This is a genomic window from Streptomyces sp. HNM0575, from assembly GCF_012726265.1.
Lineage (GTDB): Bacteria > Actinomycetota > Actinomycetes > Streptomycetales > Streptomycetaceae > Streptomyces.
In genome coordinates this window covers 526,895-550,835 of record NZ_JAASAG010000003.1, presented here as the reverse complement: position 1 = coordinate 550,835, position 23,941 = coordinate 526,895, and the positions used below count along the sequence as shown (strand labels likewise).

Sequence of the window (23,941 nt, the reverse complement as noted above, 5' to 3'; positions counted from 1 at the left end):
GGACCGCCGACCATGAACCGGCGGACCGGGGGCAACCGGAAGGTGTCGGTTCCCCGGTGCCCGAAGGGACGGTCAGATGTCAGCCCCGAAGCGTCAAGCCGAACTCCGCAAGCGTCCGCCGTGGTGGGTCGTGGTCTCCATGGCCATGGTCCTGGTCCTCCTCGTGCTGCTGCTGGGAGGGATGTTCGGTCTCCTGCCCAAGACCGCCAACCCCTTCGCGACGGAGACGAAGGACCGCAGCGGCCCCGTGCTGCTGAAGTCGATCCAGGACATGAGCCGTTACGAGGCGGCCTCAGGCACCTTCCAGGTCGTCGTCGACCTGGACGAGGACGCGAAGTTCCTGCCCGACGCGGTACGCGGCAAGCGCACCCTCTTCGTCGGCAAGGGCGAGGTCGGTGCGTACGTGGACCTGGGGAACGTCGGCGAGGACGCGGTGCAGGTCAACTCCGACCGTACGGAGGCGACCGTACGGCTCCCCCACGCCCGGCTGGAGAAGCCCGCGCTGGACGCGGAGCACTCGTACGCGGTCGCCAAGCAGCGCGGACTGCTCGACCGGCTCGGCGACTTCTTCTCCGACAACCCCAACGACGAGCGCCAGGTGCACAAGCTGGCCGTGCGCCACATAGGCGCCGCCGCCGAGAAGAGCGATCTGACCGCGCGGGCGGAGAAGAACACGAGGTCGATGCTGGAGGAGCTGCTGCGGTCGCTGGGCTACGAGAAGGTGTCGGTCACCTTCACGAACGGCGGCGGGAAGAGCTGAGCGCCGGCCGCTGCCACCAGTGCCGGCGGCGCGGGTGCACGGCGAGGCCGATGCGGCGGCCCAGGATGAGATATCCGAGCATGGCGCCCGTGGTGTTGAGGATGACGTCGTCGATGTCGAAGGCACGGCCCTGGACCAGCGCGCCCTGCACCAGCTCCACCAGCAGCATGACCAGCGCGGTCGCCGCCATCACGCGCAGCAGGCCGCGGGTGCGCGGCACGAGGGCGGGCAGCAGCACGCCGAACGGCATGCCGAGCACGATGTTGCCGCCCAGCTGCTTCAGGGTGTCCTGGATGGCGGGCTGCGCGAGATAGGCGCGGATCGAGTCGCCGGGCCGCAGATTGCTGTGCACGAGCGACTCGGACGCGGCCGAGGGGGCCAGCGTCACCTTCGACAGGGCGACGGCGAAGCCGACCATCGCGACGAACGCCGCCAGCAGGATCAGCACCCGCCAGACCAGGGGCAGCCGTTGCTCCGTGAGGGCCGCGTCGGCACCGCCGGCGACGGCCCTCTTCACCGTCGCGGCCTTCTTCGCCGCCGACTTCTTCGCCGCCGGCCTCTTCGCGGCCTTGCCGGACGTCTTCTTGCCGGACGCCTTAGCCGTGGACTTGCTCCCCGGTGACGCCTTCCCGGACGCCGCCTTCGCGGACGACTGCTTCTTCGCCGTGGGCTTCCTGGCCGAGGACTTCTTCGCGGCGGACTTCTTCGCCGCCGGCTTCTTGCCGCCGGTCTGCTGACCGCCCACCGCGGCCTTCGTCTTCGCGGCCATTCCGCTCAGAAAGTTCTGCACCTGCTTGCACCCCCGGAGGGCCTCGGTACTGTCTGGCCAGCAGTTACCCCAGGCGGAACGAAGCATGCGCGGGCCCCTTCCGGGCCGCGCCCTCGTGCTCAGGGCTTACGCGCGACCCCGCCGTAGACGGGGAACTCCGCGTCCGTGATGTCCGGCTGCGCCTCGCCGCCCTCGGGCCGCCAGCGGTGCGCCACGACCACTCCGGGGTCGACGAGCTCCAACCCGTCGAAGAACCGGTTCACTTCCGAACTGGAACGGATCTGCCCCTCCGCGACCGTCGACTGGTAGGCCTCGGCGACACGCGTGAGCAGATCCGGATCGAAGTCGGCGGTGGCGTGCGAGACCACCAGATAACTCCCGGACGGCAGCGCGTCCATGAGCGAACGGACGATCTCGTACGCGCCCCGCTCGTCGGTGATGAAGTGCAGCAGCGCGATCAGCGACAGCGCCACGGGACGGTTCAGGTCGAGGGTCTCGCGCAGCTCGGGCGCGTCGAGGATGGCGCCCGGCTCGGTGAAGTCGGCGTGCAGATACGCCGTACGGCCCTCCGGGGCGCCGGCCAGCAGCTTCTTCGCGTGCCGGAGCACGATCGGGTCGTTGTCGGAGTAGACGACCCTGGTCTCGGGGGCGATCGCCTGGGCGACCTGGTGGAGGTTGGGCTCCGTCGGTATGCCGGTGCCGATGTCCAGGAACTGCCGCACGCCCGCCTCGCCGACGAGCCAGCGCGTGACCCTGTGCATGAACTCGCGATTCAGCCGGGCCCCCATCACGACTCCGGGCCACACCCGCACGACCCGTTCCGCCGCGACCGCGTCGGCCTCGTAGTGGCTCTCCCCGTTCAGCCAGTAGTCGTAGACGCGGGCCGGGTGGGGCCTGCTGGCGTCGATCTCGTCTTTCGCGGTCACTGCTCTCCCCTAAGCGCGCGGTCGCCGACGACACACCTTCTCACCGAGGGCGTTTTCAAACAGCGCGTGTTCCGGCCGGAAGCGCAGCGCACGGCGGCGCCTGTCACGTCATCGCGTCGAGACCGGTCAGAGCACGGCCGATGATCAGTTTCTGGACCTGGCTGGTGCCCTCGTAGAGAGTGAGCACCCGTGCGTCTCGCAGGTATTTGCCGGCGGGGTACTCGTCTATGAAGCCGTAACCCCCGAAGGTTTGCAGGCAATTGTTCGAGACCCGCACGGCGGCCTCGCTCGCGTGGTATTTGGCGATGGACGCATCCGTCGCGTACTGCTTCGGCGACATGCCCGCGTCGGCCATCCGCGCCACCTGATGCGTCAGCAGCCGGGCCGCCCGGATGTCCACCTCAGAGTCGGCCAGCAGCTCCTGTACGAGCTGGAAGGACGCGACCGGCCTGCCGAACTGCTCGCGCTGCGTGGCGTATCGGACCGCCGCGTCGAGCGCGCCCTGTGCGAGGCCCACCGCGCCGGCGGCCACGGAGACCCGGCCGCGGGAGAGCGCCCCGAGCGCGATGCCCAGTCCGCGGCCGGTCTCGCCGAGGCGGGCGGAGTCCGGCACCCGTACGCCCTCGAAGGCGAGTTCGGCGGTGGCCTGACCGCGCAGGCCCAGCTTGCCGTGTACGGGAGTGGCGGTCAGGCCGGGTGCGCCGGTGGGCACGAGGAACGCGGTGATGCCGTCCTCGCCGGTACGGGCGAAGGTCAGCGCCACGTCGGCGACCGTGCCGTTGGTGATGAACATCTTGGCGCCGTCGATGATCCAGTCGCCGCCGTCCCGGGTGGCGCGCGTGCTGAGCGAACCCGCGTCGGAACCGGTGCCGGGCTCGGTCAGCGCGAAGCACCCCAGGGCCTCACCGCTCGCCAACCTCGGTATCCACTCGGCACGTTGGGCTTCGCTGCCGTGCGCGGCGATGGTCTTGGTCACCAGGCCCAGCGACACCGAGACGATGCCGCGCACCGCCGAGTCGCCGCGCCCCAGCTCCTCGGTGACCAGTGCGTAGGAGAGGAAGTCGGCCTCGACCCCGCCGTAGCGCTCGGGAAGCGTCAGGCCCAGGAAGCCCAGTTCGCCGAGGCGTTGGACCACGCCCGGGTCGACGGCCTCGGCGCGGTCCCATTCGCGGGCGTGCGGTGCGATCTCCGCGTCGACGAAGTCGGCAGCCATGGCGCGGATGTCGCGCTGCGTCTCGGTGAGCCCGAAGTCCCGGGTGGTCATGGGGAGTTCTCCTGGTCGGTGCTGCCCGTGCCGCCGCCCCCGGCGCCGGGGAGCGGACTGTCGGGGGCGGTCAGCGGCAGACCCAGCTGTGCGCGCTCGGTGATCCAGCGCGTGGGCCGGTAGCGGGGGTCGCCGGTGGCGGCGAGCAGCGCCCGCTGGAGCTCCAGCAGCCGGGCGGCGCCCACCCGTTCGCCCCAGGCCAGCGGCCCGTACGGATAGCCCAGACCGGCGGTGACCGCCAGGTCGATGTCCCCGGGTGAGGCGATGTGCCGCTCGGCGATGGACGCCGCGACGGAGACGATCGACGCGAGCAGACGCTGCGCGACGGAGCCCGCGGTGTCCCGTACGACGGTGACGGGTGCGCCGCGGGCCGCGAGGACCGCTGCCGCGTCCCGTACCACGTCGGCGCTGGTGGCCGGTGTCACGGCGAGCACGAACCGGCGGCCGGCCGCCACGGAGAGCGGGTCGACGCCGACGGTACGGGCAGCGGGCAGGCCCTGCCGCGCGACCGCGTCCGCGACGGTGCCGCCCCAGGTGGGCACGAACAGCACCGGCTCGGCGTCCGGACCGCGCCCCGCGTCCACCGTGTCCGCCGTGTCCGCCGTGTCCGCGCCGTTCCCGGCCCCGGTCTCCGTCCTCTCCGTCCTCTCCGTCCCGGGAGGTGGACCGAGCAGCGCGCGCACGGCGTCGGCGTACGGGCCCTCTCCCGCGACCGTCACCGGGCGGGCGGCGTCGCCTCCGCCGGGCGCCGGCGACGGTGCGGCGGCGTCCGCGGGCGCGTCGGGGCCGTAGGGGTAGAAGCCGCGTCCGCTCTTGCGGCCGTACAGTCCGGCGGCCACGCGGTTCGCGGTCAGGTACGAGGGCCGCAGCCGTTCGGAGTGGCGGAAGCCGCGCCAGACGGTGTCGATGACGGACGCGGTGACGTCGAGTCCCGTGAGGTCCATCAGCTCGAACGGGCCCATGCGCAGGCCGAGTACGTCACGTGCGACGGCGTCGAGGTCCGCCGGCGCGGCGACGGACCCCTCCAGCAGCGCCAGCGCCTCGGTGACCAGGCCGCGGCCCGCGTGGTTGACGAGGAAGCCGGGGGTGTCGGCGACGGTGACCGCCCGGTGCCCGCACCCCTCGACGAGGCCGGTGAGGAGGCCGGGGACGTCCTCGCGGGTCGCCGCTCCCGGCACGACCTCCGCGATCTTCATCAGCGGTACGGGGTTGAAGAAGTGGAGCCCGGCGAGGCGGGACGGGTCGGCGAGGCGTGCACCGATCTCGGTGACGGAGAGGGAGGAGGTGTTGGTGGCGAAGACGGTCGCCGCGGGCAGCACCTTCTCCAGTTCCGTGAAGACGGCGGCCTTGGTCTCCAGGTCCTCCCTCACGGCCTCGATCACGACGCCCGGAGCGGAGCCCGGGTCCTCGGGCGCGGCGAACGGCGAGGTCAGCGGCACCAGCCGCGCGCGGGCGGCGTCGGCCTCGGCCCGGCTCATGCGCCCCTTCTGCACGGCACGGTCGAGCATGCCCGTCACGAAGCCGACGGCTTCGGCGACCGACTCCTCGCGGGCGTCGGCGAGTTCGACGGTGTGACCCGCGGTGGCCGCCCACTGGGCGACGCCGCGTCCCATCACTCCCGTACCGACGATTCTGATGCGCATGCGCGTGTCCTCTCCAGCCTCTCCCCCGGTCGCCCGCACCGCGTGCCTCCCGGCTTTCCGGTCCTCCGGCTCTCCGGCCTCCTGGCTCTCCGGCCTCCCGGCCTTCCGCGGCGCCGCACCGGCGGTCAGCGCAGATAGACGCGCTCGGGATCCACATCCTCGCGCAGCAGGGCCAGTTCGGCGTCGCTGGGCCGCTCGATCACGCTCAGGTCGCCCGAAGTCCTCAGCTCCCAGCCCGTGTTGGCCTTCACGTCCTCGACGGTGACCCCCGGATGAAGGGCGGCCAGCTTCAGCTCCTCGCCCACGCCTTCGCGAGCCAGGATGCCCAACTCCGTGATGACGCGGGTGACTCCGGCTCCCAGCGGCCGGATGCCGTCCGCGAGGGCGCGGTCGGGGCCCGGGGAGGTGCAGAAGTCGAGCTCTTCGGTGAAGGAGCGCAGGTCGTGACGGCGCATGACGACGAAGACCTCGGCGGAGTTCGCCATGACCTCGTTCGCGCCGCCCGATCCCGGCAGCCGCGTCTTGGGACGGTGCCAGTCGTCGCCGATGACGGACGAGTTGAGGTTTCCCCACTTGTCGATCTGTGCGGCACCGAGGAAGCCGACGTCGATATGGCCTCCCTGGAGCACGGATCCGAAGAGCGTCGGCATCGGTATCACCGCCTCGGCACCGGTGATGAGCACGGCGTCGGCGATGGTCTCCGGGAGATGCGAGGGATGGGCGCCGCACACTCCGGACTCGTAGACGATCTCCAGGTCCGGCGCGACGGTGAGATGCGCGAGCGAGGCGGCCAGCGTGGGCAGCCCGATACCGGCGAACACCGCGTGCCTGCCCGCCAGTTCACGGGACGCGACGACGGAGAGCAGCTCGGAGGAGGTCACGGTCTCTGCGGCCATCAGCGGCTCACTTCCACTTCCATGCTCTCGGCTTCCACGGTCGCGGCTTCGGGGCTTCCGGCCTCCGTGCTGCCGGCTGTGCGGGGCAGGCCGCGGACGTAATGGAGACTGCCGCGCATCCGGCCCGCTACGTGTGTGGAGCGCGGCGCCCGCGCGCGACCGCCGCTCACAGCCGCCGCCCGTAGTTCACCGGGAGGCTCATCGCCTCGCCGACGGCGAGCCCGTCCCAGAACTCCTCGCCGAGCTTGGCCACGTACTCGGCGTGGTCACCGGTGCCGTGCACCCACTCGTCGAGCCACGCGGTCAGCCGTTCCTTGTCCTTGCTGATGCCCGACCAGGCGCGGTAGAAGGCGTTGTCACGGTCGTAGTAGCCCTGCGCGAAGGAGGGGTGCGCGCCGCGCGGGCACACGACGACGGCGTCCACGGCGTGCGCGGGGATGAGGGTGCGGTTCGGGTCGGAGCGTACGACCTCGTCCTCGACGACCTCCTCGACGACCACGACGGCCTTGCGGGCGGCGTACACGGCCTCGGCCTGCACGCCGGTCAGGCCCCACACCTGGGTGTTGCCGGAGCGGTCGGCGCGCTGTGCGTGCACGATCGTCACGTCCGGGTTGACGGGCGGCACGACGTAGATCTCCTCGGGCTCGCCGTCCGGACCGGGATAGGGCGAAGTGACCTTGCGCAGCGCGGGGTTGACGTCCGGCAGGTCGCTGCCGCCGTAGCTGCGCAGCGGATAGAAGGGCAGCCGCTGGGCACCGGCCATGTAGCGGCAGATCATCCCGTAGTGGCTGTACTCCTCGAAGGCGAGCGGCTCCGGGTCCGCGTGCTCGACCCGGCGGCGCAGTTCGCCGAGCGAACCGGCCGAGGAGTTGCCGACGAAGGAGGAGACCAGCCGGGAGACACACCCCGCGGCGAGCATCTGGTCGACGACGATGTCGGCGGTCATGCGGATCACCGTCAGGTCCCGGCGGCCCTGGCGGATGATCTCGTGTCCGGCGGCGGTCGGGATGAGGTGCGTGAAGCCTTCGAGGGAGACGGTGTCGCCGTCGCGTACGTGCGCGGCGACGGCCTCCCGCATCGTCATCGTCTTGTCGCTCGCACGTGTCCTGTCCGTCGTACGCGGCGCATCGCTCGTACCGGTCGCGCTCTCCACGGCCATCTCGCCAGCTCCTCGGTGCGGCTCGTCCGGGCTCGCTCGCCCCGGCGGGGGCAGGGTCCGGGACCACGCTCCCACCCCCCATTGATTGGCGTCCAATACCGAATTAAGGTCAGTTTGAGACGCGTAGCTGATAAGTAATCGAGCCCGGACCTGCCGCCAGGCTGCTCCCGGGCCGCCTGAAGGGATCACTGCCCGACGTGGAACTGCGGTATCTCTCCTCCTTCGTCGCCGTCGCCGAGGAACTGCACTTCGGCCGAGCCGCCAAGCGGCTCCAGATGGCACAGCCGCCGCTGAGCCAGCAGATCCGGCAGCTGGAGAAGGAGCTCGGCGTGCAGCTCTTCGAGCGCAGCACCCGCTCGGTGCGGCTGACCAGCGCCGGCGAGGCCTTCCTCAAGCCCGTGCGCACCGTCCTGGAGGACCTCGACATCGCCACCCGTGTCGCCAAGGCCGCCGGACGCGGCGAGTACGGACGGGTCACCGTCGGCTTCGCGGGGGCATCGAGCCACGCCAGCCTCCCCCGCCTCACCCGTGCCGTACGCGCGGCGCACCCCGGCATCGAGCTGGTGATGCTCGGCCAGACCTATGCGAACCGTGCGCTGGCGCGCGTCGCCGACGGCTCGCTGGACCTGGGATTCGTACGGCTGCCCGCGGATCTGCCGGGCGTGGAGCACCGGGTGATCGGCGAGGAGGAGCTGGTGTGCGTGCTCCCCTCCGACCACCGGCTGGCCCGCCACGAGCGGATCGACGTACGCGACCTCGCGGAGGAGCCGTTCGTCAGCTTTCCCGCGCGCACCGGGTCCAGCCTGCGCGACGTGACGCTGGAGACGTGCGAGCGGGCCGGATACCACCCGCGGATCGTTCAGGAGGCTCCCGACTCGTACACGATCCTGGCGCTGGTGGCGATGGGCGTCGGGGTGACCCTCACGCTCACCTCCTGCATGCACATCCAGCAGACGGGCCTGGTCTACCGGCCGCTGGCCGGGCCGCCCGTGCTGCTTCAGGCGGCGCTGGCCTGGCGTACGGACAACCCGTCGGCGGCACTTCACAGCGTCCTGGAGGTCGCGGCGGAGGCGCTGCCCGCACCCGAGTCCGGCGCGGATCCCGAGTCCGGCGCCGATTCCGAGTCCGGTGCCGATTGAGTGCGTGCACGTATCAGTGCGAGGCGAACCGGATATTGGACCGGAAAAGTGCGCGGTGGAAGGGTCGTAACGTACGTCAGCGTCACGGACCAGGGCCCCACGGCCCGCCCCTCCGCGACCGCCGGACCCGCCACCACCGAAGACCCGAGACCCACCGCCCAAGACCCGAGACCCGAGAGCCGCGCGCCGGTCAGCCAGGAAGGCCCTTCCCATGTCTGCCTCTTCGCCGTCCCCGAGCGATGTCGTCGTCTGCCGGCCGCTGCGCACCCCCATCGGGCGCTTCGGCGGCTCCCTGGCCGGACAGCGGCCCGCCGCGCTGGCGGCACGCGTCATCGCCGAGGTCGTCGCACGCAGCGGCGTCGACGGCTCGCAGGTCGACGAGGTGATCCTCGGCCACGCCTACCCCAGCTCGGAGGCTCCGGCCATCGGGCGCGTGGCGGCGCTGGACGCCGGCCTCCCGGAGACGGTGACGGGCATCCAGACCGACCGGCGCTGCGGCTCCGGCCTCCAGGCGGTACTGGACGCGGCGATGCAGATACGGGCCGGCTTCAGCGAGATCGTGATCGCGGGCGGCGTCGACGTGATGAGCGCGGCGCCGTACTACACGCACGAGGGCCGCTGGGGCATCAAGGGCCCCGGCCTCCAGCTCCACGACTCCCTCGCGCGCGGCCGTGTCACGGCGGGCGGCGAGCACCATCCCGTACCCGGCGGCATGATCGAGACCGCGGAGAACCTGCGCCGCGAGTACGGCGTCTCCCGCGCCGATCAGGACGCCCTCGCGCTGCGCTCGCAGCAGCGTGCCGCCCGCGCGATGGAGGAGGGCTGGTTCGCGGAGGAGATCGTGCCCGTCACGGTGCGGGACCGTAAGGGCGAGACGACCGTCTCCGTCGACGAGCACCCGCGGCCGGACACCACGGCGGAGCAACTGGCCGCGCTGCGCCCGGTGATGGGCAAGTCCGACCCGGAGGCGACGGTCACCGCGGGCAACGCCAGCGGACAGAACGACGCCGCAGCGGCGTGCCTGGTCACCACCGCCGCCACAGCCGAACGCCTCGGTCTGGAACCGCTGGTGCGGCTGGTCTCCTTCGCGCGCGCGGGCGTGCCGGCGAAGACCATGGGCATCGGCCCGGTCGGCGCCACCCGTACCGCCCTGGAGCGCGCCGGGCTCTCCTCGTCCGACCTGGACCTGATCGAGTTGAACGAGGCGTTCGCCGCTCAAGTCCTCGCCTGTACAAGGGAGTTGGGCTGGACGGAGAAGGACCACGAGGAACGGATCAACGTCTGCGGCTCCGGCGTCTCACTGGGCCACCCGGTCGGCGCGACCGGTGCCCGCATCCTCACGACGCTGGCGCACCACATGCGCCGCACGCAGGCACGGTACGGGCTGGAGACGATGTGCATCGGCGGCGGGCAGGGCCTGGCCGCCGTCTTCGAGCGCGTGGTGGACTGAGCGCGGGCCGGACGAACGGATCCGGCGGACCGGACGAACGGATCCGGCGGACCGGACGAACGGATCCGGCGCGGCGGTGCCGGACCGCGCCGCGGGGTGCGGTGTCCGGCACCCGCGTCCGTACTCCGTACGCACAACGAGGGCCCGGCGGCGGTCACTTCGCCGACGGGCCCTCGACCTGCTGTGCGTGAAGAGCGCGCTACGGGCGGGCTCAGTCCTGCGCGGAGCGGCGCTTGCGCGCGACCACGACGAGGCCGGCACCCGCGACCAGGACGACACCGGCAGCGCCGGCGATCATCGGGGTGGCGCTGGAGGCACCCGTCTCGGCGAGGTCGTCGCCTCCGCCGTTGGGAGCGGGCGCGGCGCTGCTGGGCTTCTCGGACGGCGCCGGGGCTTCGCTGCTGTCGCTGGGCGAGGGCGAGGGAGACGGGGACTCCTCGCACACCGGCGACTGCTTGTGCTCGTCGCGGGAGAACTTGTCGTCGTCACCGGCCTTGATGACCAGGTGCAGGTCGAGCGGCGAGGTGTGCTTCGGCAGATCGACCTTCTTGTCGAAGGCACGGCCGAACTTCTCGTCCACCAGGGTCTTATCGCCCGCGGTGATCTTGACGGTGTTCGTGACCTGGTCGTTGTAGTTCTCCAGGTGGATGCTCGTCGTGTAGCAGTCCGCCTCCCAGCCCGGCGTGTGCGCCGAGGCGGGAGAAGCGACGAACATCCCCGTGCCGAGGAGAGCGGCAGCACCGGTGGCGACGGCGGCGGAGCGGTGCCATCTCTGGCGTATAGCGGTCATGGTCTCCCTCTGAAGGTGAAGAAGTGGTGCAGAGCGGATGTCGTGCGAGGACAGCACGGTACTCCCCGGTGCATCACTGGTCGCGCCCGGCCCCCGTGACCCAATGGGCCCTGAGATAGGGGCAGTTCAGGCGTGGTGGCGTGTGATGCGATGCGCTGTGAGGCGCTCCCCCGTGCGGTCCGGTGGCTGCCCGCCCGTTCCCGCTGGAACCCGCTGACCCTACCGCTTCCGGGTCTGCGGCGGTGGAAAGTCACGGACATTGAGCGCTCTCAACTACGCACGCACATGCGCGAGAAACTGTGGAGAAACCATGGCGTGCCACTGCGCCGAGCCGGCAACGAGGCGCCGGTCCACCACCCAGGGAGGTCAGTGAGTTGAGCCATCGACGCAAGGACAAGACGCGGGCGTACGTGATAGCCGGCTCGGGCGTCGCGGCACTGGCGACAGCTGCCATCGTGCTGCCGTACGCGAACGCGGGGCAGCAGGAGCAGGTCGCTCCGCGCACCATGAGCGCGAAGACCGCCGCCGCGATGGGGACGAAGCTCGCGGACGCCAACGGGTCCGGCACGGCGGGCTGGTTCATCGACAGCAAGTCCAAGCGGCTGGTGATGAACGTGCTCGACGAGGAGACCGCGAAGCGCGTCGAGCAGAGCGGCGCCCAGGCCAGAATGGTGCAGAACTCCAAGGCCGAGCTGAAGAAGGTCAGCGACACCCTGGCCGGCGGGGCTTCGATGGCCGGTACGGCGTGGTCCGTCAACCCCCGTACGAACAAGGTCTCCGTGCTGGCCGACAGCACCGTCGACAGCGGCGAGTGGGCCTCGCTGAACAAGACCGCCGACACCATGAGCGGCATGATGACGGTCAAGCGCTCCAAGGGCGAGTTCAAGAGGCTGCACGGCAACCCGGGTGCGGGCATGAACTCCCGCAACGGCAACGGCAACGGCAACGGCGCGAGCCAGAGCGACGCGGGCGAGCAGGGCGCGGGCAACGGCGCCGGCGCGAGCGACCAGGCCGCCGCGGGAGGCGTGGCGGGCGGCGACGCCATCTTCGCAGACGGCGTCCGCTGTTCGCTCGGCTTCAACGTCCAGGTGGACGGTAAGCCCGGCTTCCTCACCGCGGGCCACTGCGGCAACGAGGCGAAGAGCTGGACGTCCGACGAGGCCGGTGCGCAGGCCCTCGGCACCATCCAGGACTCGAAGTTCCCGGAGACCGACTTCGCCATCGCCACGCTGGACGACCCGCAGGCCGAGGCGCCCAGCGCCGTGAACCTCGACCCGCTCGGCGCGGGCCAGGGCGGCACGCAGGAGATCACCGGTGCCGCCGAGGCCGCCGTGGGCATGAAGGTGCAACGCAGCGGCAGCACTTCGGGCGTGACGGACGGCGAGGTCACCGGCCTCGACGCCACGGTGAACTACGGCGGCGGCGACGTCGTCAACGGCCTGATCCAGACGGACGTCTGCGCCGAACCCGGCGACAGCGGCGGCGCGATGTTCTCCGAGGACAAGGCCGTGGGCCTGACCTCCGGCGGCAGCGGCGACTGCACGCAGGGCGGTGAGACCTTCTTCCAGCCGGTCACCGACGCGCTCAAGGCCACCGGTGCCCAGATCGGCGACGGCGGCGGCGGGGAGGCCGGGCAGCAGCAGGAACAGGAGCAGCAGCTGCTGCCCTGACCGCCGTCCGGCCGCCCCGCGGGCGTCCCGTCGGCCGTCCCGTCAACCGCTCACGGTGAATCCGGAGCTGTTGCCGGAGATGGCCTTCGGGGCGCCCGCGACCGGTTTCGCTTCGCCCTCGTAGGTGATCCGGTAGTCACCGGAGGCCGTCCCGTCGGGGATGTCCCAGGTGACGGTCACCTTCGAGGCGGCGACGCCGTACCGCTCCCAGTGGAAGGTCGTCGACCAGTCGCCGTCGTCGGCGACGGTGCGCCATTCACCGTCCTTGTGCTGCTCGATCCGCAGGTAAGTCCCGTTCCGGTGCAGCACGTTGCCGGGGTGGGCACCCGCGAAGACCACCGTCACCCGCTCCCCCGGCCGGTAGTTGGCGCGCGGCGCGGTGAGCACGTCCCCGAACTCGTGCGAGATGGGCGGCGCGTCGAGCACGATCCCCGGCTGGAGCGAGATCGTCTTGTCGGAGATGTCGGGGGCGACGGGCCCGATCGGCAGGCTCTCGCCGTCCCGCATGGCGCGTGCGAGCCGGTCCGCCGTCTGCTGGATCGCCGGAAGCTGCCAGCGCCCGAAGAGGGTGCTTCCGCCCTCGTACTGCTGCGAGTCGTACTCGTCGGGCGTCGTGAGGTAGTGGAAGTAGGAGTTGGCGTAGCCGGCGACGAGGACGTCCCGCACGTCGGCCCCGACCGTCTCCGCGACGGTACGGCGCAGCCGCAGGCCCGCGCACACCGTCACCTCGCCGGGCACGCCCACCAGATAGAGCTGTCCGATGCGCAGCAGCTGCACGGGCACCTGCTCCTGGACCCACGGGTAGATCGCGTTCATCTCCCCGATCGGCACGAAGATGCCCTTCGGCGCCTGCGCCTCGCGCAGTTCGGGTGACGCCTCGTAGATCACGGAGTCCGAGATCTTGTCCCAGAGCGGGTTCTCGCCCTCGTCGAAGCCGGGGAAGGCCGGGCCGTCCTCCAGGCTTCCGGCGGCCATCGACGCGCCGATCGCGGGCTTGGACGTCTTGTGCTGCTTGCCGTCGCCGGTGTACTTCGCGTCGACGGTCACGTCGGAGAGGTCGATGTAGACGAGCCGGGAGTCGACTCCGCCGCTCATCTTCGTGCCGCGCTGGTCGAGTTGGCCGGCCGCGGCCTCGTACTGCCGCAGACCGGACTTGCGGGTGCTGTCGAAGTCGGCGGGCGTCGTCGGCGGTTTGAGATCCAGGTTCGGGGACATGTCGCCCGAGTTGGTCTGAGCGAACGCGGAGACGAAGCCGGGCGGCTCGTCGGCGAGATAGTCCCCGCCCTCGACCTCCCGCTCCCAGTGGTACGCGGCGTACCCCTTGTTGTCCGCGCTGATCAGCTTGTTGTCGCCGGACATGCTCGTGCCGTGCACGGGGAACCAGTTGACGGCTCCCGCCGCGCGGCCGTCCCGCTCGATGCGCAGCAGGGTGCTCTGCTTGTCGACGGCGTCGGGGAAGTGGGACCGCAGCTCCGCCGGGTTGCGCTCGAAGGCCTCCCGGGACCTGTTGGCGTTGGTGTTCTTCAACTCCGCGTGGGTGAGGGTGAGTTCGGAGGGCGCGAGGTCTTCGTGCGCGCGGGTGGCGGCCTCGGTGATGCCGTCCGCCATGGCCTCGAACGTCTTCTTGTGGAAGCCGAACGTGGTGAGGTTGTAGAGCAGGTGGTGCGAGGAGCCGCCGGGCCCGCAGTGGGTGTGGGTGGCGGCGATCATCACGTTGCGGTGCGTGTAGAGGTCGCCGTACTTCTCGCCGAGTCTCTTGAGCACGGCCTGGTGCACGCTCTCGAAGATCATGGCGCTGTCGACGACGACGAGCAGGACGCGCTCGTCCGTCTCCCGGTCGGCGAAGACGAACCCGCGGGCGCGCAGGCGGGTATGGAGTCCCTGTGCCTGCTGGTCGATGCGGCCGTAGCCCATCATTCCGACCTCGGCTATCTCGCCGGTGGCGTCGGAGACGCCGCGGCCGACGAGATAGCCGGCCGCCGGCGCGGCGGCGGACGTGGGCCCTGCGGCGCGCGCCGCCTGCGCGCTCGGCGTGATGCCCGCCAGGCCGAGTCCCGTCAGCGCGGCGCCCGCGCGAAGTACGTTGCGCCTGCTGCTGTTCGGGCCCCGTGCCGGGGATGCGGGGGTGGCCGTGGTGGCGGCCGGAGCCTGGCCGTCCTCCTCCGGTGTTCCGGCGGCGGACGGCGGGGTGTGGGGGTGGGTGCTACTCAACGGGTGCTCCTCGGTCGGGCTACTTCCCGGTAACTGCCCGTCGAGCATGTCACTCCGTGACCCGGCTCACAATGCGCGTGCGGGGATTGGTCGGAACCAATTCCCGGGCGCCTCAGCCGCGTTGCGCGAGCAGCGACGCGTGCGTCGGCGCATCGGGCACCCCGGGGGCCCGGAGCGCGTCGAACTCCTTGCGCAGCACGGGCACGACCTCCTCCCCGAGCATGTCCAGCTGCTCCAGAACGGTCTTCAGCGGCAGCCCGGCGTGGTCCATGAGGAACAGCTGCCGCTGGTAGTCGCCGAAGGACTCGCGGAAGGTGAGCGTCTTGTCGACGACCTCCTGCGGGCTGCCGACGGTCAGCGGCGTCTGCTCGGTGAACTCCTCCAGCGTGGGCCCGCCCCCGTACACCGGTGCGTTGTCGAAGTACGGCCTGAACTCCCGTACGGCGTCCTGGGAGTTCCTCCGCATGAACACCTGGCCGCCGAGGCCGACGAGCGCCTGCTCCGGGGTGCCGTGCCCGTGGTGGGCGAAGCGCTCGCGGTAGAGCCCGATGAGCTTCATGAAGTGCTCCTTGGGCCAGAAGATGTTGTTCGCGAAGAAGCCGTCGCCGTAGTACGCGGCCTGCTCGGCGATCTCGGGGCTGCGGATGGAGCCGTGCCAGACGAACGGTGGCACACCGTCCAGCGGGCGCGGTGTGGAGGTGAAGCCCTGCAACGGGGTGCGGAAGCGGCCCGCCCAGTCGACGACGTCCTCGCGCCAAAGCGCGTGCAGCAGCGCGTAGTTCTCGACGGCGAGCGGGATGCCCTGACGGATGTCCTGCCCGAACCAGGGATAGACGGGCGCGGTGTTGCCCCGTCCCAGCATCAGGTCGACCCGCCCGTCGGCCAGGTGCTGGAGCATCGCGAAGTCCTCGGCGATCTTCACCGGGTCGTTCGTGGTGATCAGCGTCGTCGAGGTGGACAGGACGAGGCGCTCGGTGCGTGCCGCGATGTGCCCGAGCATGGTCGTCGGCGACGACGGCACGAACGGCGGGTTGTGATGCTCGCCGGTGGCGAAGACGTCGAGTCCGACCTCCTCGGCCTTCAGCGCGATGGCGACCATCGACTTGATCCGCTCGTGCTCGCTCGGCGTGCGGCCGTCGGTGGGATCCGTCGTGACGTCCCCGACGGTGAAGATCCCGAACTGCACCACTCTCACCCTCTCGTGCGCTGCGGCAGGCGACTACTAGTTCACTTTTGAACTACATTCGCCGACAGTCTCCCACGCCGCCTTCTCCCTGGTCACGCGCGGGGAGAGCGCGGCACGAGACGCCAGGTCGCGGACCGGATCGCGGTAGGTCGGGCACGGACGCGACGGCGCCGCCGGAGGTGACCTCCGGCGGCGCAGCGTGCGGAGCGGACGAAGCAGCTGTCCGTCAGCCCCCGATGTTCACGTCGATGCAGGCGTAGAACGCGTTGGCGGTGTCGGCGATGTTCCAGACGGCGAGCACCTTCTGCTTGCCGCTCAGACCGCCGAAGTCGACCTGGTGCGTGACGGTCTCGCCGGGCTGCGCGCCTCCGTCGTCGAACTCCGCGACCTTCGAGCCGCCGACGAAGTACTGCCAGGTGCTCGTCGAATGACGGGCCGTCAGGTGCCACTTGAACTCCGTGGACTTGCCGACCGGCGTGACCGTCCAGCCCTTGCTGTCGTCGTCCAGCTCGGAGAACTTCTGGTTGCCGCCGCTGCAACTCGTCAGCCCCTTGGGGCCCTCGACGCTCTGCGGCTCGTACTTGATGTCCCCGCACTCGACGGTGCCCGCGGCGCACTGGGCCTGCCTGCTCGGCGGCGAGTCGACGTATCCGTGCGCGCTGGCCGGTGAGGCCGGCAGCGTCAGCACGAGTAGCGGAGCGATACCCGCCCCGAGGCTCGCCGCGAGCTTTCGCTTGAAGTGCATGCCAACTCCTTCACGGTCCGGCCGCCGGCGAGCGGCGAGGAGGGGAGGGCACGCACACGCGTGCCGCACACCATCGACGACGGCCTGCTTGAAACGCGGGGCGATGTGAATGCACGCCCGCCAGCGGCGAGTACCAGCCGCGGGGGAATTTCTGACGGCTTCGAGCTGGGGGACCCGTTCACGCTCGCCATTAGTCTAGACCTTACCGATTGTCTCTTCCCGGTCAAGATGTCGGGAGTGATTGATGACAGCGCTTGCGGAACATCGGGGCCGGACGAGCGGTTTACGCAGCGCGCGACGGTGGGAACGCGACCCGGGGTTCCCGGCATCAGCACACCCGTCGGGCCGACGAGGGCCGTTCACGGTCCGACACCGTCCTCAACAGCAGGAGAGCACATGAGCACCACGGAGCTCACCAAGGACAACTTCGACGATGTCGTCGCGGACGACGGCTTCGTGCTGATCGACTTCTGGGCGGACTGGTGCGGTCCGTGCCGGCAGTTCGCGCCGGTCTACGAGGCGGCTGCCGAGCGCCACTCGGATCTGACTTTCGCGAAGGTGGACACCGAGGCCGAGCAGGAGCTGGCCGCGGCGTTCGAGGTCCAGTCGATCCCCACGCTGACGATCGTGCGGGACCGCATCGTCGTCTTCTCCCAGCCGGGTGCGCTGCCCGAGGCCGCCCTGGAGGACCTGATCGGCCAGGCACGCGGCCTGGACATGGACGAGGTGCGCGAGTCCGCCGGCACCCCGGAGGAACAGTCCGGCCAGAACGGCGGGGCGGGTCAGCCCGGCTGAGAGGCGAGGCGGCCGGGGCGGTCTCCGCGGCTGAGCCGGATCGGGGCTGTGCCGGCCGCCGCGGTCACTGCGCCCCGGAGCCCTCTCCCTGCTGCTCCCGCTGGACGGCCAGGCGCCGGGTGATGACGAACGCCGCGGCGGCGGCCGCACCCGCGAAGGTCACGGGCAGCATCCACGGCCGGTTCGTCCTGTGCCCCAGCAGATGGTCGAGCGACCAGGCGCCCGGACCGGAGAGGGCCAGGGCCGCACCGGCGAATCCCAGGAACGCCGGAAACTCCAGCCCTCCCTTGTCATTGAAGAAGCCTGCCGGCACATGGACCGAGGCGGCCCCGGCCATCGCGGCCGCCACGGCGGCACCCGCCCCCGGCGTCGCCAGGCCCATGGCGAGCAGCGTCCCGCCGCCCGCCTCGCCCAGGCCCGAGGCGAGCGCCACGCGGGTCCCGGGCCGGAAGCCGAGCTGTTCCATGGCCTTGCCGGTCCCTTCCAGGCCGTAGCCGCCGAACCAGCCGAAGAGCTTCTGCGTGCCGTGCGCGAAGAGCACGCCTCCGGTGCCGAGGCGCAGCGCGAGGAGTCCGAGGTCGTGCCGGGTGCTGTGAACGCGGTGGCTGTGGCGGTGGCGTCTGCCGCAGAACATCGTGTGGCCCATGCGTCTTCCCTTCTCACGTGCTGAAGAGGGTCAGAGGACTCTGGGAGATCCGGGAACTATGGGAACTCCGGGAACCCCGGGGCGCGGGGGCCTCGGGAACGGTGAGATGGCGGAGCCGGGCGAACCGGTACCGGTCGGCGGCTAGGCGGTCTCGGGGGATCGGGGAGACTCGGTCAGCATGCGGGACAGGTCGTAACTGACGGGCTCTTCGAGCTGCGCGTAGGTGCATCCGCGCGGGTCGCGGTCCGTGCGCCAGCGCCGGAAACGGGTCGTGTGCCGGAAGCGGTCGCCTTCCATGTGGTCGTACGCCACCTCGCAGACGCGCTCCGGGCGGAGCGGCACCCACGACAGGTCCTTCGTGCCGGTCCAGCGGCTCGGCGCCCCCGGCATCCGGCTCTGCGTATGGGCCTCCTCGCTCTGCCAGCGCGCCCACGGATGCTGCTCGGGGTCGGACATGCGCAGCGGCTCCAGTTCGGCCATCAGCTCGCGGCGGCGGTTCATGGTGAACGCGGCGCACACGCCGACGTGCTGAAGGGTGCCGGAGTCGTCGTACATGCCGAGCAGCAGCGAGCCGACGCCCTCGCCGCTCTTGTGCGGGCGCAGTCCGGCGAGCACGCAGTCCGCGGTGCGCTCGTGCTTGATCTTCACCATGAGCCGTTCGTCCGGCCGGTACGGCAGGTTCGGGGCCTTGGCCACCAGGCCGTCGAGGCCGGCGCCCTCGAACTCGTCGAACCACTGCCTGGCCAGCTCGATGTCGGTCGTCGCGGGAGCCACGAAGACCGGGTCGCGTGCGGGGCGCAGGGCGCGTTCGAGGATGTCGCGGCGCTCCCCCAGCGGGGTCTCCAGGAGGGAGTCGTCGCCGAGCGCGAGCAGGTCGAAGGCGACGAAGGACGCGGGCGTCTCCTCCGCGAGCATCCGTACGCGTGAGTCCGCGGGGTGGATGCGCTGCTGGAGGGCGTCGAAGTCGAGCCGGTCGTCCCTGGCGAGGACGATCTCGCCGTCCACCACGCAGCGCTCCGGCAGGTTCGCGAGCAGCGCCGTGACCAGCTCGGGGAAGTAGCGCTTGAGGGACTTGCCCGTACGGCTGCCGATCTCGGTCTCGTCGCCGTCGCGGAAGACGATGGCGCGGAAGCCGTCCCACTTGGCCTCGTACTGCATGCCCGCCGGGATCTTCGACGCGAGCTTGGCGAGCATCGGCTTGACGGGCGGCATCACCGGCAGGTCCATGCCGGAACTCTATTCGGGTGCGGGCGCGTGCGCCTGTTCTCTCCGCTCCCCGAAGCTTTACCTGCCGTCGGGAGGCGGTGCGGCGCACGCCCGCATAGCGTGGCGGCATGGGTGAGGCGGTGGAGCTGACGGTCGGCGGGCGGCAGGTACGGCTGTCCAGCCCGGACAAGATCTACTTCCCGGAGCGCGGGCTCACCAAGCTCGACGTCGCCCGCTACTACCTGAGCGTCGGGGACGGCATCGCCCGCGCACTGCACGAGCGGCCCACGACGCTGGAGCGCTATCCGGAGGGTGTCGGCGGCGAGTCCTTCTTCCAGAAGCGGGCGCCGAAGAACCTCCCCGAGTGGATTCCTACCGCGCGCATCAGCTTCCCCAGCGGACGGTACGCCGACGAGATCTGCCCCACGGAGCCCGCGGCGGTGCTGTGGGCGGCGAATCTCGGCTGTCTGACCTTCCACCCCTGGCCCGTGCGCCGCGCCGACACCGACCACCCCGACGAGCTGCGCATCGACCTCGACCCGCAGCCGGGCACGGACTACGCGGACGCCGTGCGGGCCGCACAGCAACTGAGGCCGCTGCTGGAGGAGTTGGGGCTGCGGGGCTGGCCGAAGACATCGGGCGGGCGCGGGCTGCACGTGTTCGTGCCCATCGTCCCCGAGTGGAACTTCGCCCAGGTACGGCGTGCGGCCATCGCCGTCGGCCGGGAGCTGGAGCGCCGCGACCCGTCCCGTGTCACCACCGCGTGGTGGAAGGAGGAGCGCGGCGATCGCATCTTCGTCGACTACAACCAGACGGCGCGGGACCGCACCATCGCCAGCGCCTACTCCGTACGTCCCAATCAGCGGGCCACCGTGTCGGCGCCGCTGCGCTGGGAGGAGCTGGACCGGGCGCATCCCGACGACTTCGACGTGGTGACGATGCCGCTGCGGTACGCCGAAGTCGGCGACGTACACGCGGAGATGGACGCCCACCCGTGCCGCCTGGAGGCCGTGCTCGAACTCGCCGACAGGGACGAGCGCGAGCACGGCCTCGGCGACCTCCCCTATCCGCCCGAGCACCCGAAGGTGAAGGGCGAGCCCAAGCGTGTGCAGCCGAGCAGAGCGAAGCGCACCGGGGCCTGACCCCGAGGAGAGGCCGGAGGTCGGCCGGGAGCCGGGCCGGTCCCGGGCCCGGCTCCCGGCCGGCTGCGAACCCCGCCGCGGCCCGGTACTGCGCCCCCCGCTGGTACTCCACGGTCACAACTCCGGCGCGGGCGGCTAGGGTTCACCTCTGAAACGGGTGTACGAGGGGGACCGGGAGTTCGAGGTGACCGACGAGGACCGGCTGCTGGCGGGGAGGTACCGGCTCTCACGGCAGCTCGGCCGCGGGGGCATGGGCACGGTGTGGCTTGCGGACGACGCACTGCTGGACCGCCGCGTCGCGGTGAAGAAGCTGCATGTGCCGCCGCACCTGGAGGACGACGAGCGAGCGCGGTTGTACGAGCGCACGCGACGCGAGGCGCGCAGCGCCGCACGGATAAGCCACCCCGGCGTCATCGTCGTGCACGACGTGGTCGAGGACGACGGGCTGCCGTGCATCGTCATGGAGTACGTGCGCTCGCGTTCCCTGAGCGATGTGCTGGGTGAGGACGGGCCGTTGGCGCCCGAAGCGGCGGCCCGTACGGGAGCGGCGATGGCCTCGGCGCTGCGTGCCGCTCACGCCGCGGGCGTGCTCCACCGCGATGTGAAGCCCGCCAACGTGCTGCTGTCGGAGGACGGAGAGCGCATCGTGCTCACGGACTTCGGCATCGCCGCCGCCTCCGGTACGACGACGCTCACCCGCACCGGCGAGTTCGTCGGCTCCATCAACTACGCGGCGCCGGAACGGATGCAGGGCGGCGAGTCCGGGCCCGCGGCGGACGCGTGGGCACTTGGCGCCACGCTCTACGAGGCGGTCGAGGGCGTCGCGCCGTTCCGCAGGAGCACATGGGTGGAGACGGCGTACGCGACGGCGAGCGAGCCGCCCCGTCCGATGGAACGGGCCGGTGCGCTGGGCGAGTTGATCGACGGTCTGCTGCGCAAGGACGCGCAGGACCGTCTGACGCTGGAGCAGGCCGCGGAGTGGCTGGCGGGCGCCGCCGGCACGCTGGCGCTGCCGTCCGCGCCTCCGTGGGGCGGGCCGGAAAACGGACATGGACACGGGAACGGGCACAGGAACGGGCGTGGCAACGGGCACGGCGGTGGACAGGCCGGTGGGCAGGCGCGGACGGGGCAAGGCACCGGGCAGGATTCGCCGCCCCCGATGGCCGACGGCCCGCAGGATCCCCACCGCCCGCAGGGGCCTCACCACCCGCAGGGGCCGGGAACGGCGAACGGACACGGCCCGGCTTCGCCTTCCGCGCCGGGGACCGCGCCCACGCCCGGCGCCCCTCCGCCCGCGCGGCGGCGCGGCCGGCGTGCCGCCGCCTGGGCCGCGTTCGCCGTGGTGGCCCTCGCGGCCGTCACGGGCGGCGCGTGGTGGCTGACGCAAGAGCGGGGCGGCGGCCAGGGTCCGGGCAAGCCGGGCCCCTCCGCCTCCCACTCCGGGGGCCCGTCGCATACGCGTCCACCGCCCCGTCCGCCCGTCGCCGACGGCTATCACCGCGTCAAGGACGCACTCGGCTTCTCGGTCGACGTGCCCAAGGGCTGGCTACGGCAGGCGGCGCCCGGCGGACAGCAGGTCGACTACCTCGGTCCCACGCGGCGTACGGACCTGAAGTTCAGCGTGCTGGACTTCGCCGGCGGAAGTCCGCTGAAACACTGGCGCCAACTGGAGCCCGAGGTACGGGCGAAGTCCCCCGGCTACCGCAACCTCCGCATGAACGCCACGACTTACCAGGGCCGCAAGGCGGCGATCTGGGAGTACACGTGGCAGGGCCGTGCCCGGATGTACCACGCCGTCGACCTCGGCTTCGGCAAGGAGGGCGGGCGGCACTACGCCCTCTACCTCTCGGCGCCGGACGCCGACTGGGCCAAGGCGAAGCGGCACTTCGACATGGCGGTGAAGACCTTCCGCACCGCCCCGAGAGGCTGACGGGCGGCCGTACCGGGTGGACGGCCGCCGTTCCGGGCGGCGGCCGTTACGGGTGACTTGCAGCCGTACCGGGCGACTTGGGGGGACTCACCTCCGCCGGCGTCCGCCTCGTCGCGCCGCGGGCACCGGGCACCGGGCGCCGCACTCCGCACGCCGCGCGCCGCACGCCGCACGCCGCACGCCGGTCAGTCTCCGGCCTGCCAGTGCCTGCGGCCGAGGCTGATGAGCTGGAGCTGGCGGCGTGCCGTGCCGGCGACGCTCGTCTCGTCCGGGCCCTCGCCGAGCGTGGCGTCCAGGAACGCCGACGCGGTCATCACCATGTGGTCGACGAAGAGTTCACCGAGCATCCGCATGTCCTGCGCGCTCCAGCCGTCGGAGACCTCGTCGGCCGTCAGCGCGTCCGCCACCTCGCCCGCGAAACGGTCCAACTCCTCGCCTATGGCGGCCCGTACGGCCGGGACGCCGCCGTGGCGCTCCCGTACGACGAAGCGGATGTGCATGGGGTGCTCGCGCACGTAGCGGGCGATGACGGTGACGGTGCGGTCGATGCGGGCGTCCTCGTCGGCGGGGCCGGCGAGGATCTCCCGTACGACTCCGTGGAGGCTGCCGAGCGACTCCTCGACGAGGGCGACACCCAGATCGCCCATGTCTCTGAAGTGACGGTAGAAGGCGGCGGGCGCCACTCCCACGACGCGGGTCACCTCGCGCAGTCCGAGGCTGCTGAGGCTCTGGTGCTCCAGCAGCCTCAGCCCCGCGTCGAGCAACGCGCGGCGGGTCTTTGCCTTCTGGGCCTCGCGGGCGGTCTCCGGTGGTGCAGGGGTGTGGCTCATGTCATTCAGTAAACAGGTGTTCGCGGCTCTCCGCCAAGGTAGTCTGTTCTCAGTGAACAGTTGTAATCCCACTTGTTCACTGAGACCTGAGGAGGCAGAGGCACACCGCGGCCTTCCTCCTCCGAACAACTCGGTCCTTCAAACGACCCGGTCCTTCAAACGACCCGGTCCTTCAAACGAAAGGCCACACATGCTCTTCATCGTTGCCGCGTTCCTCCTGCTGGGATTCCTGGTGGGCACCGCGGCGCACATCCCCCTCCCGGCGACACTCGCCGCAGCCGCCGCCATCGGCGCCTGGCTGCTGGTCTTCGCCGTCCGTGAGCGCAAGCACCACCGTGCAGGGAGCTGACCCATGAACGCCATCAACACCCTTGTCCGGCCCGGCACTTCGCGGCCGCACGGCCAGGACGCAGACAACGGCACCGGCCCCGCCGCGGCCTCCGGCACCGAGGCCCCCGGCGTGACCGGCGAGAACCGCGCGCCGCGCGCCGCCTTCGCCGCACGCGTGCGGGACGCCGACGGCATGGCCGTCGCCTCGTTCCTGATGGGCCTGGCCGGGCTCCTCGTCTTCAATCTCCTGCTCGGCCCGTGCGCCCTGGTGCTCGCCGGGCTGTCGCTGGCGCGCGGTACGACGCGCCGTGGACGCGCCGTACTCGGGCTGACGCTCGGCGCCGCGGACCTCGTCGTCCTCGCCGCCGTCACCGCGGCCGACCAGACCTTCTCCTGGAGCATCACCGGCTGACCGGCCGCGCTCGGAGGCCACCGGACCGAGGGAGCTGCCGGA

Annotated in this window: 22 protein-coding genes; 9 read left to right on the top strand and 13 right to left on the bottom strand. The window is 71.4% G+C overall.

From position 1 onward, the window contains the following. Positions 1-76: 76 nt before the first annotated feature. Complete coding sequence (locus HCC61_RS10375) at positions 77-760, top strand: DUF4230 domain-containing protein (protein WP_169134996.1); 684 nt, start codon at positions 77-79, stop codon at positions 758-760. Here HCC61_RS10375 and HCC61_RS30625 read toward each other — a convergent pair. The 6 genes from HCC61_RS30625 to HCC61_RS10345 all read right to left on the bottom strand — a co-directional run bounded on the left by HCC61_RS30625 (position 735) and on the right by HCC61_RS10345 (position 7,342). Further along, positions 735-1,226: a VanZ family protein gene (locus HCC61_RS30625; RefSeq protein WP_240968894.1), complete on the bottom strand. Its 492-nt coding sequence runs from the start codon at positions 1,224-1,226 to the stop codon at positions 735-737. The genes HCC61_RS10375 and HCC61_RS30625 overlap by 26 nt on opposite strands. 422 nt (positions 1,227-1,648) lie before the next feature. Next, positions 1,649-2,455, bottom strand: coding sequence for an SAM-dependent methyltransferase (locus tag HCC61_RS10365; RefSeq protein WP_169134995.1), 807 nt, complete (start codon positions 2,453-2,455; stop codon positions 1,649-1,651). Between the two features lie 103 nt (positions 2,456-2,558). Continuing rightward, complete coding sequence (locus tag HCC61_RS10360; RefSeq protein WP_169134994.1) at positions 2,559-3,719, bottom strand: acyl-CoA dehydrogenase family protein; 1,161 nt, start codon at positions 3,717-3,719, stop codon at positions 2,559-2,561. Beyond that, positions 3,716-5,362 (bottom strand): 3-hydroxyacyl-CoA dehydrogenase NAD-binding domain-containing protein, encoded by a 1,647-nt coding sequence (locus tag HCC61_RS10355; RefSeq protein ID WP_169134993.1) that lies wholly within the window; start codon positions 5,360-5,362, stop codon positions 3,716-3,718. The genes HCC61_RS10360 and HCC61_RS10355 overlap by 4 nt, the downstream gene beginning before the upstream one ends. A gap of 125 nt (positions 5,363-5,487) precedes the next feature. Then, positions 5,488-6,258 (bottom strand): CoA-transferase, encoded by a 771-nt coding sequence (locus tag HCC61_RS10350; RefSeq protein ID WP_169134992.1) that lies wholly within the window; start codon positions 6,256-6,258, stop codon positions 5,488-5,490. Between the two features lie 166 nt (positions 6,259-6,424). Continuing rightward, positions 6,425-7,342, bottom strand: a complete 918-nt coding sequence (locus HCC61_RS10345; RefSeq protein ID WP_169135250.1) for a CoA transferase subunit A — start codon at positions 7,340-7,342, stop codon at positions 6,425-6,427. A 272-nt stretch (positions 7,343-7,614) separates the two neighbouring features. On the opposite strand from HCC61_RS10345, the gene HCC61_RS10340 reads away from it, so the two are divergent. Then, positions 7,615-8,556 (top strand): LysR family transcriptional regulator, encoded by a 942-nt coding sequence (locus HCC61_RS10340; protein WP_169134991.1) that lies wholly within the window; start codon positions 7,615-7,617, stop codon positions 8,554-8,556. A 211-nt stretch (positions 8,557-8,767) separates the two neighbouring features. Next, positions 8,768-10,006, top strand: coding sequence for an acetyl-CoA C-acetyltransferase (locus HCC61_RS10335; protein ID WP_169134990.1), 1,239 nt, complete (start codon positions 8,768-8,770; stop codon positions 10,004-10,006). A gap of 211 nt (positions 10,007-10,217) precedes the next feature. Here HCC61_RS10335 and HCC61_RS10330 read toward each other — a convergent pair whose 3' ends face one another. Continuing rightward, complete coding sequence (locus HCC61_RS10330) at positions 10,218-10,796, bottom strand: LPXTG cell wall anchor domain-containing protein (protein WP_169134989.1); 579 nt, start codon at positions 10,794-10,796, stop codon at positions 10,218-10,220. 374 nt (positions 10,797-11,170) lie between these two features. On the opposite strand from HCC61_RS10330, the gene HCC61_RS10325 reads away from it, so the two are divergent. Then, entirely contained in the window at positions 11,171-12,466 is a 1,296-nt protein-coding gene (locus tag HCC61_RS10325; RefSeq protein WP_240968759.1) for a S1 family peptidase, read from the top strand. 42 nt (positions 12,467-12,508) lie between these two features. Here HCC61_RS10325 and HCC61_RS10320 read toward each other — a convergent pair whose 3' ends face one another. From HCC61_RS10320 to HCC61_RS10310, 3 genes are all read right to left on the bottom strand, one after another. Then, entirely contained in the window at positions 12,509-14,677 is a 2,169-nt protein-coding gene (locus tag HCC61_RS10320) for a neutral/alkaline ceramidase (RefSeq protein ID WP_240968758.1), read from the bottom strand. Between the two features lie 112 nt (positions 14,678-14,789). Beyond that, the gene (locus HCC61_RS10315; protein WP_169134988.1) at positions 14,790-15,863 is read right to left on the bottom strand and encodes an LLM class flavin-dependent oxidoreductase; all 1,074 of its coding nucleotides are present in this window, start codon (positions 15,861-15,863) and stop codon (positions 14,790-14,792) included. 226 nt (positions 15,864-16,089) lie between these two features. Beyond that, positions 16,090-16,608 carry a lytic polysaccharide monooxygenase auxiliary activity family 9 protein gene (locus tag HCC61_RS10310; RefSeq protein WP_169134987.1) on the bottom strand — a complete coding sequence of 173 codons (519 nt, stop codon included), beginning with the start codon at positions 16,606-16,608 and terminating at the stop codon, positions 16,090-16,092. A 396-nt stretch (positions 16,609-17,004) separates the two neighbouring features. Here HCC61_RS10310 and trxA point away from each other — a divergent pair, with 396 nt between their 5' ends. Further along, positions 17,005-17,403, top strand: coding sequence for a thioredoxin (gene trxA, locus HCC61_RS10305; RefSeq protein WP_169134986.1), 399 nt, complete (start codon positions 17,005-17,007; stop codon positions 17,401-17,403). A 64-nt stretch (positions 17,404-17,467) separates the two neighbouring features. Here the strand turns inward: trxA and HCC61_RS10300 are convergent, their stop codons facing one another. Next, complete coding sequence (locus HCC61_RS10300) at positions 17,468-18,049, bottom strand: DoxX family protein (protein WP_240968757.1); 582 nt, start codon at positions 18,047-18,049, stop codon at positions 17,468-17,470. 141 nt (positions 18,050-18,190) lie between these two features. Then, positions 18,191-19,276 (bottom strand): ATP-dependent DNA ligase, encoded by a 1,086-nt coding sequence (locus HCC61_RS10295; RefSeq protein WP_169134985.1) that lies wholly within the window; start codon positions 19,274-19,276, stop codon positions 18,191-18,193. Between the two features lie 107 nt (positions 19,277-19,383). Here HCC61_RS10295 and ligD point away from each other — a divergent pair, with 107 nt between their 5' ends. Continuing rightward, a complete protein-coding gene (gene ligD / locus HCC61_RS10290; RefSeq protein ID WP_169134984.1) occupies positions 19,384-20,397 on the top strand; it encodes a non-homologous end-joining DNA ligase in 1,014 nt (337 codons plus the stop codon). Between the two features lie 157 nt (positions 20,398-20,554). Further along, a complete protein-coding gene (locus tag HCC61_RS10285; protein ID WP_346777117.1) occupies positions 20,555-22,327 on the top strand; it encodes a serine/threonine-protein kinase in 1,773 nt (590 codons plus the stop codon). Between the two features lie 185 nt (positions 22,328-22,512). Here HCC61_RS10285 and HCC61_RS10280 read toward each other — a convergent pair whose 3' ends face one another. After that, the gene (locus HCC61_RS10280; protein ID WP_169134982.1) at positions 22,513-23,157 is read right to left on the bottom strand and encodes a TetR family transcriptional regulator; all 645 of its coding nucleotides are present in this window, start codon (positions 23,155-23,157) and stop codon (positions 22,513-22,515) included. A 190-nt stretch (positions 23,158-23,347) separates the two neighbouring features. Here HCC61_RS10280 and HCC61_RS10275 point away from each other — a divergent pair, with 190 nt between their 5' ends. Together HCC61_RS10275 and HCC61_RS30620 are read left to right on the top strand one after the other, a co-directional pair. Then, positions 23,348-23,506 carry a hypothetical protein gene (locus tag HCC61_RS10275; protein ID WP_169134981.1) on the top strand — a complete coding sequence of 53 codons (159 nt, stop codon included), beginning with the start codon at positions 23,348-23,350 and terminating at the stop codon, positions 23,504-23,506. Between the two features lie 3 nt (positions 23,507-23,509). Then, positions 23,510-23,899, top strand: coding sequence for a hypothetical protein (locus HCC61_RS30620; protein ID WP_240968756.1), 390 nt, complete (start codon positions 23,510-23,512; stop codon positions 23,897-23,899). The last annotated feature ends 42 nt before the right edge of the window (positions 23,900-23,941 follow it).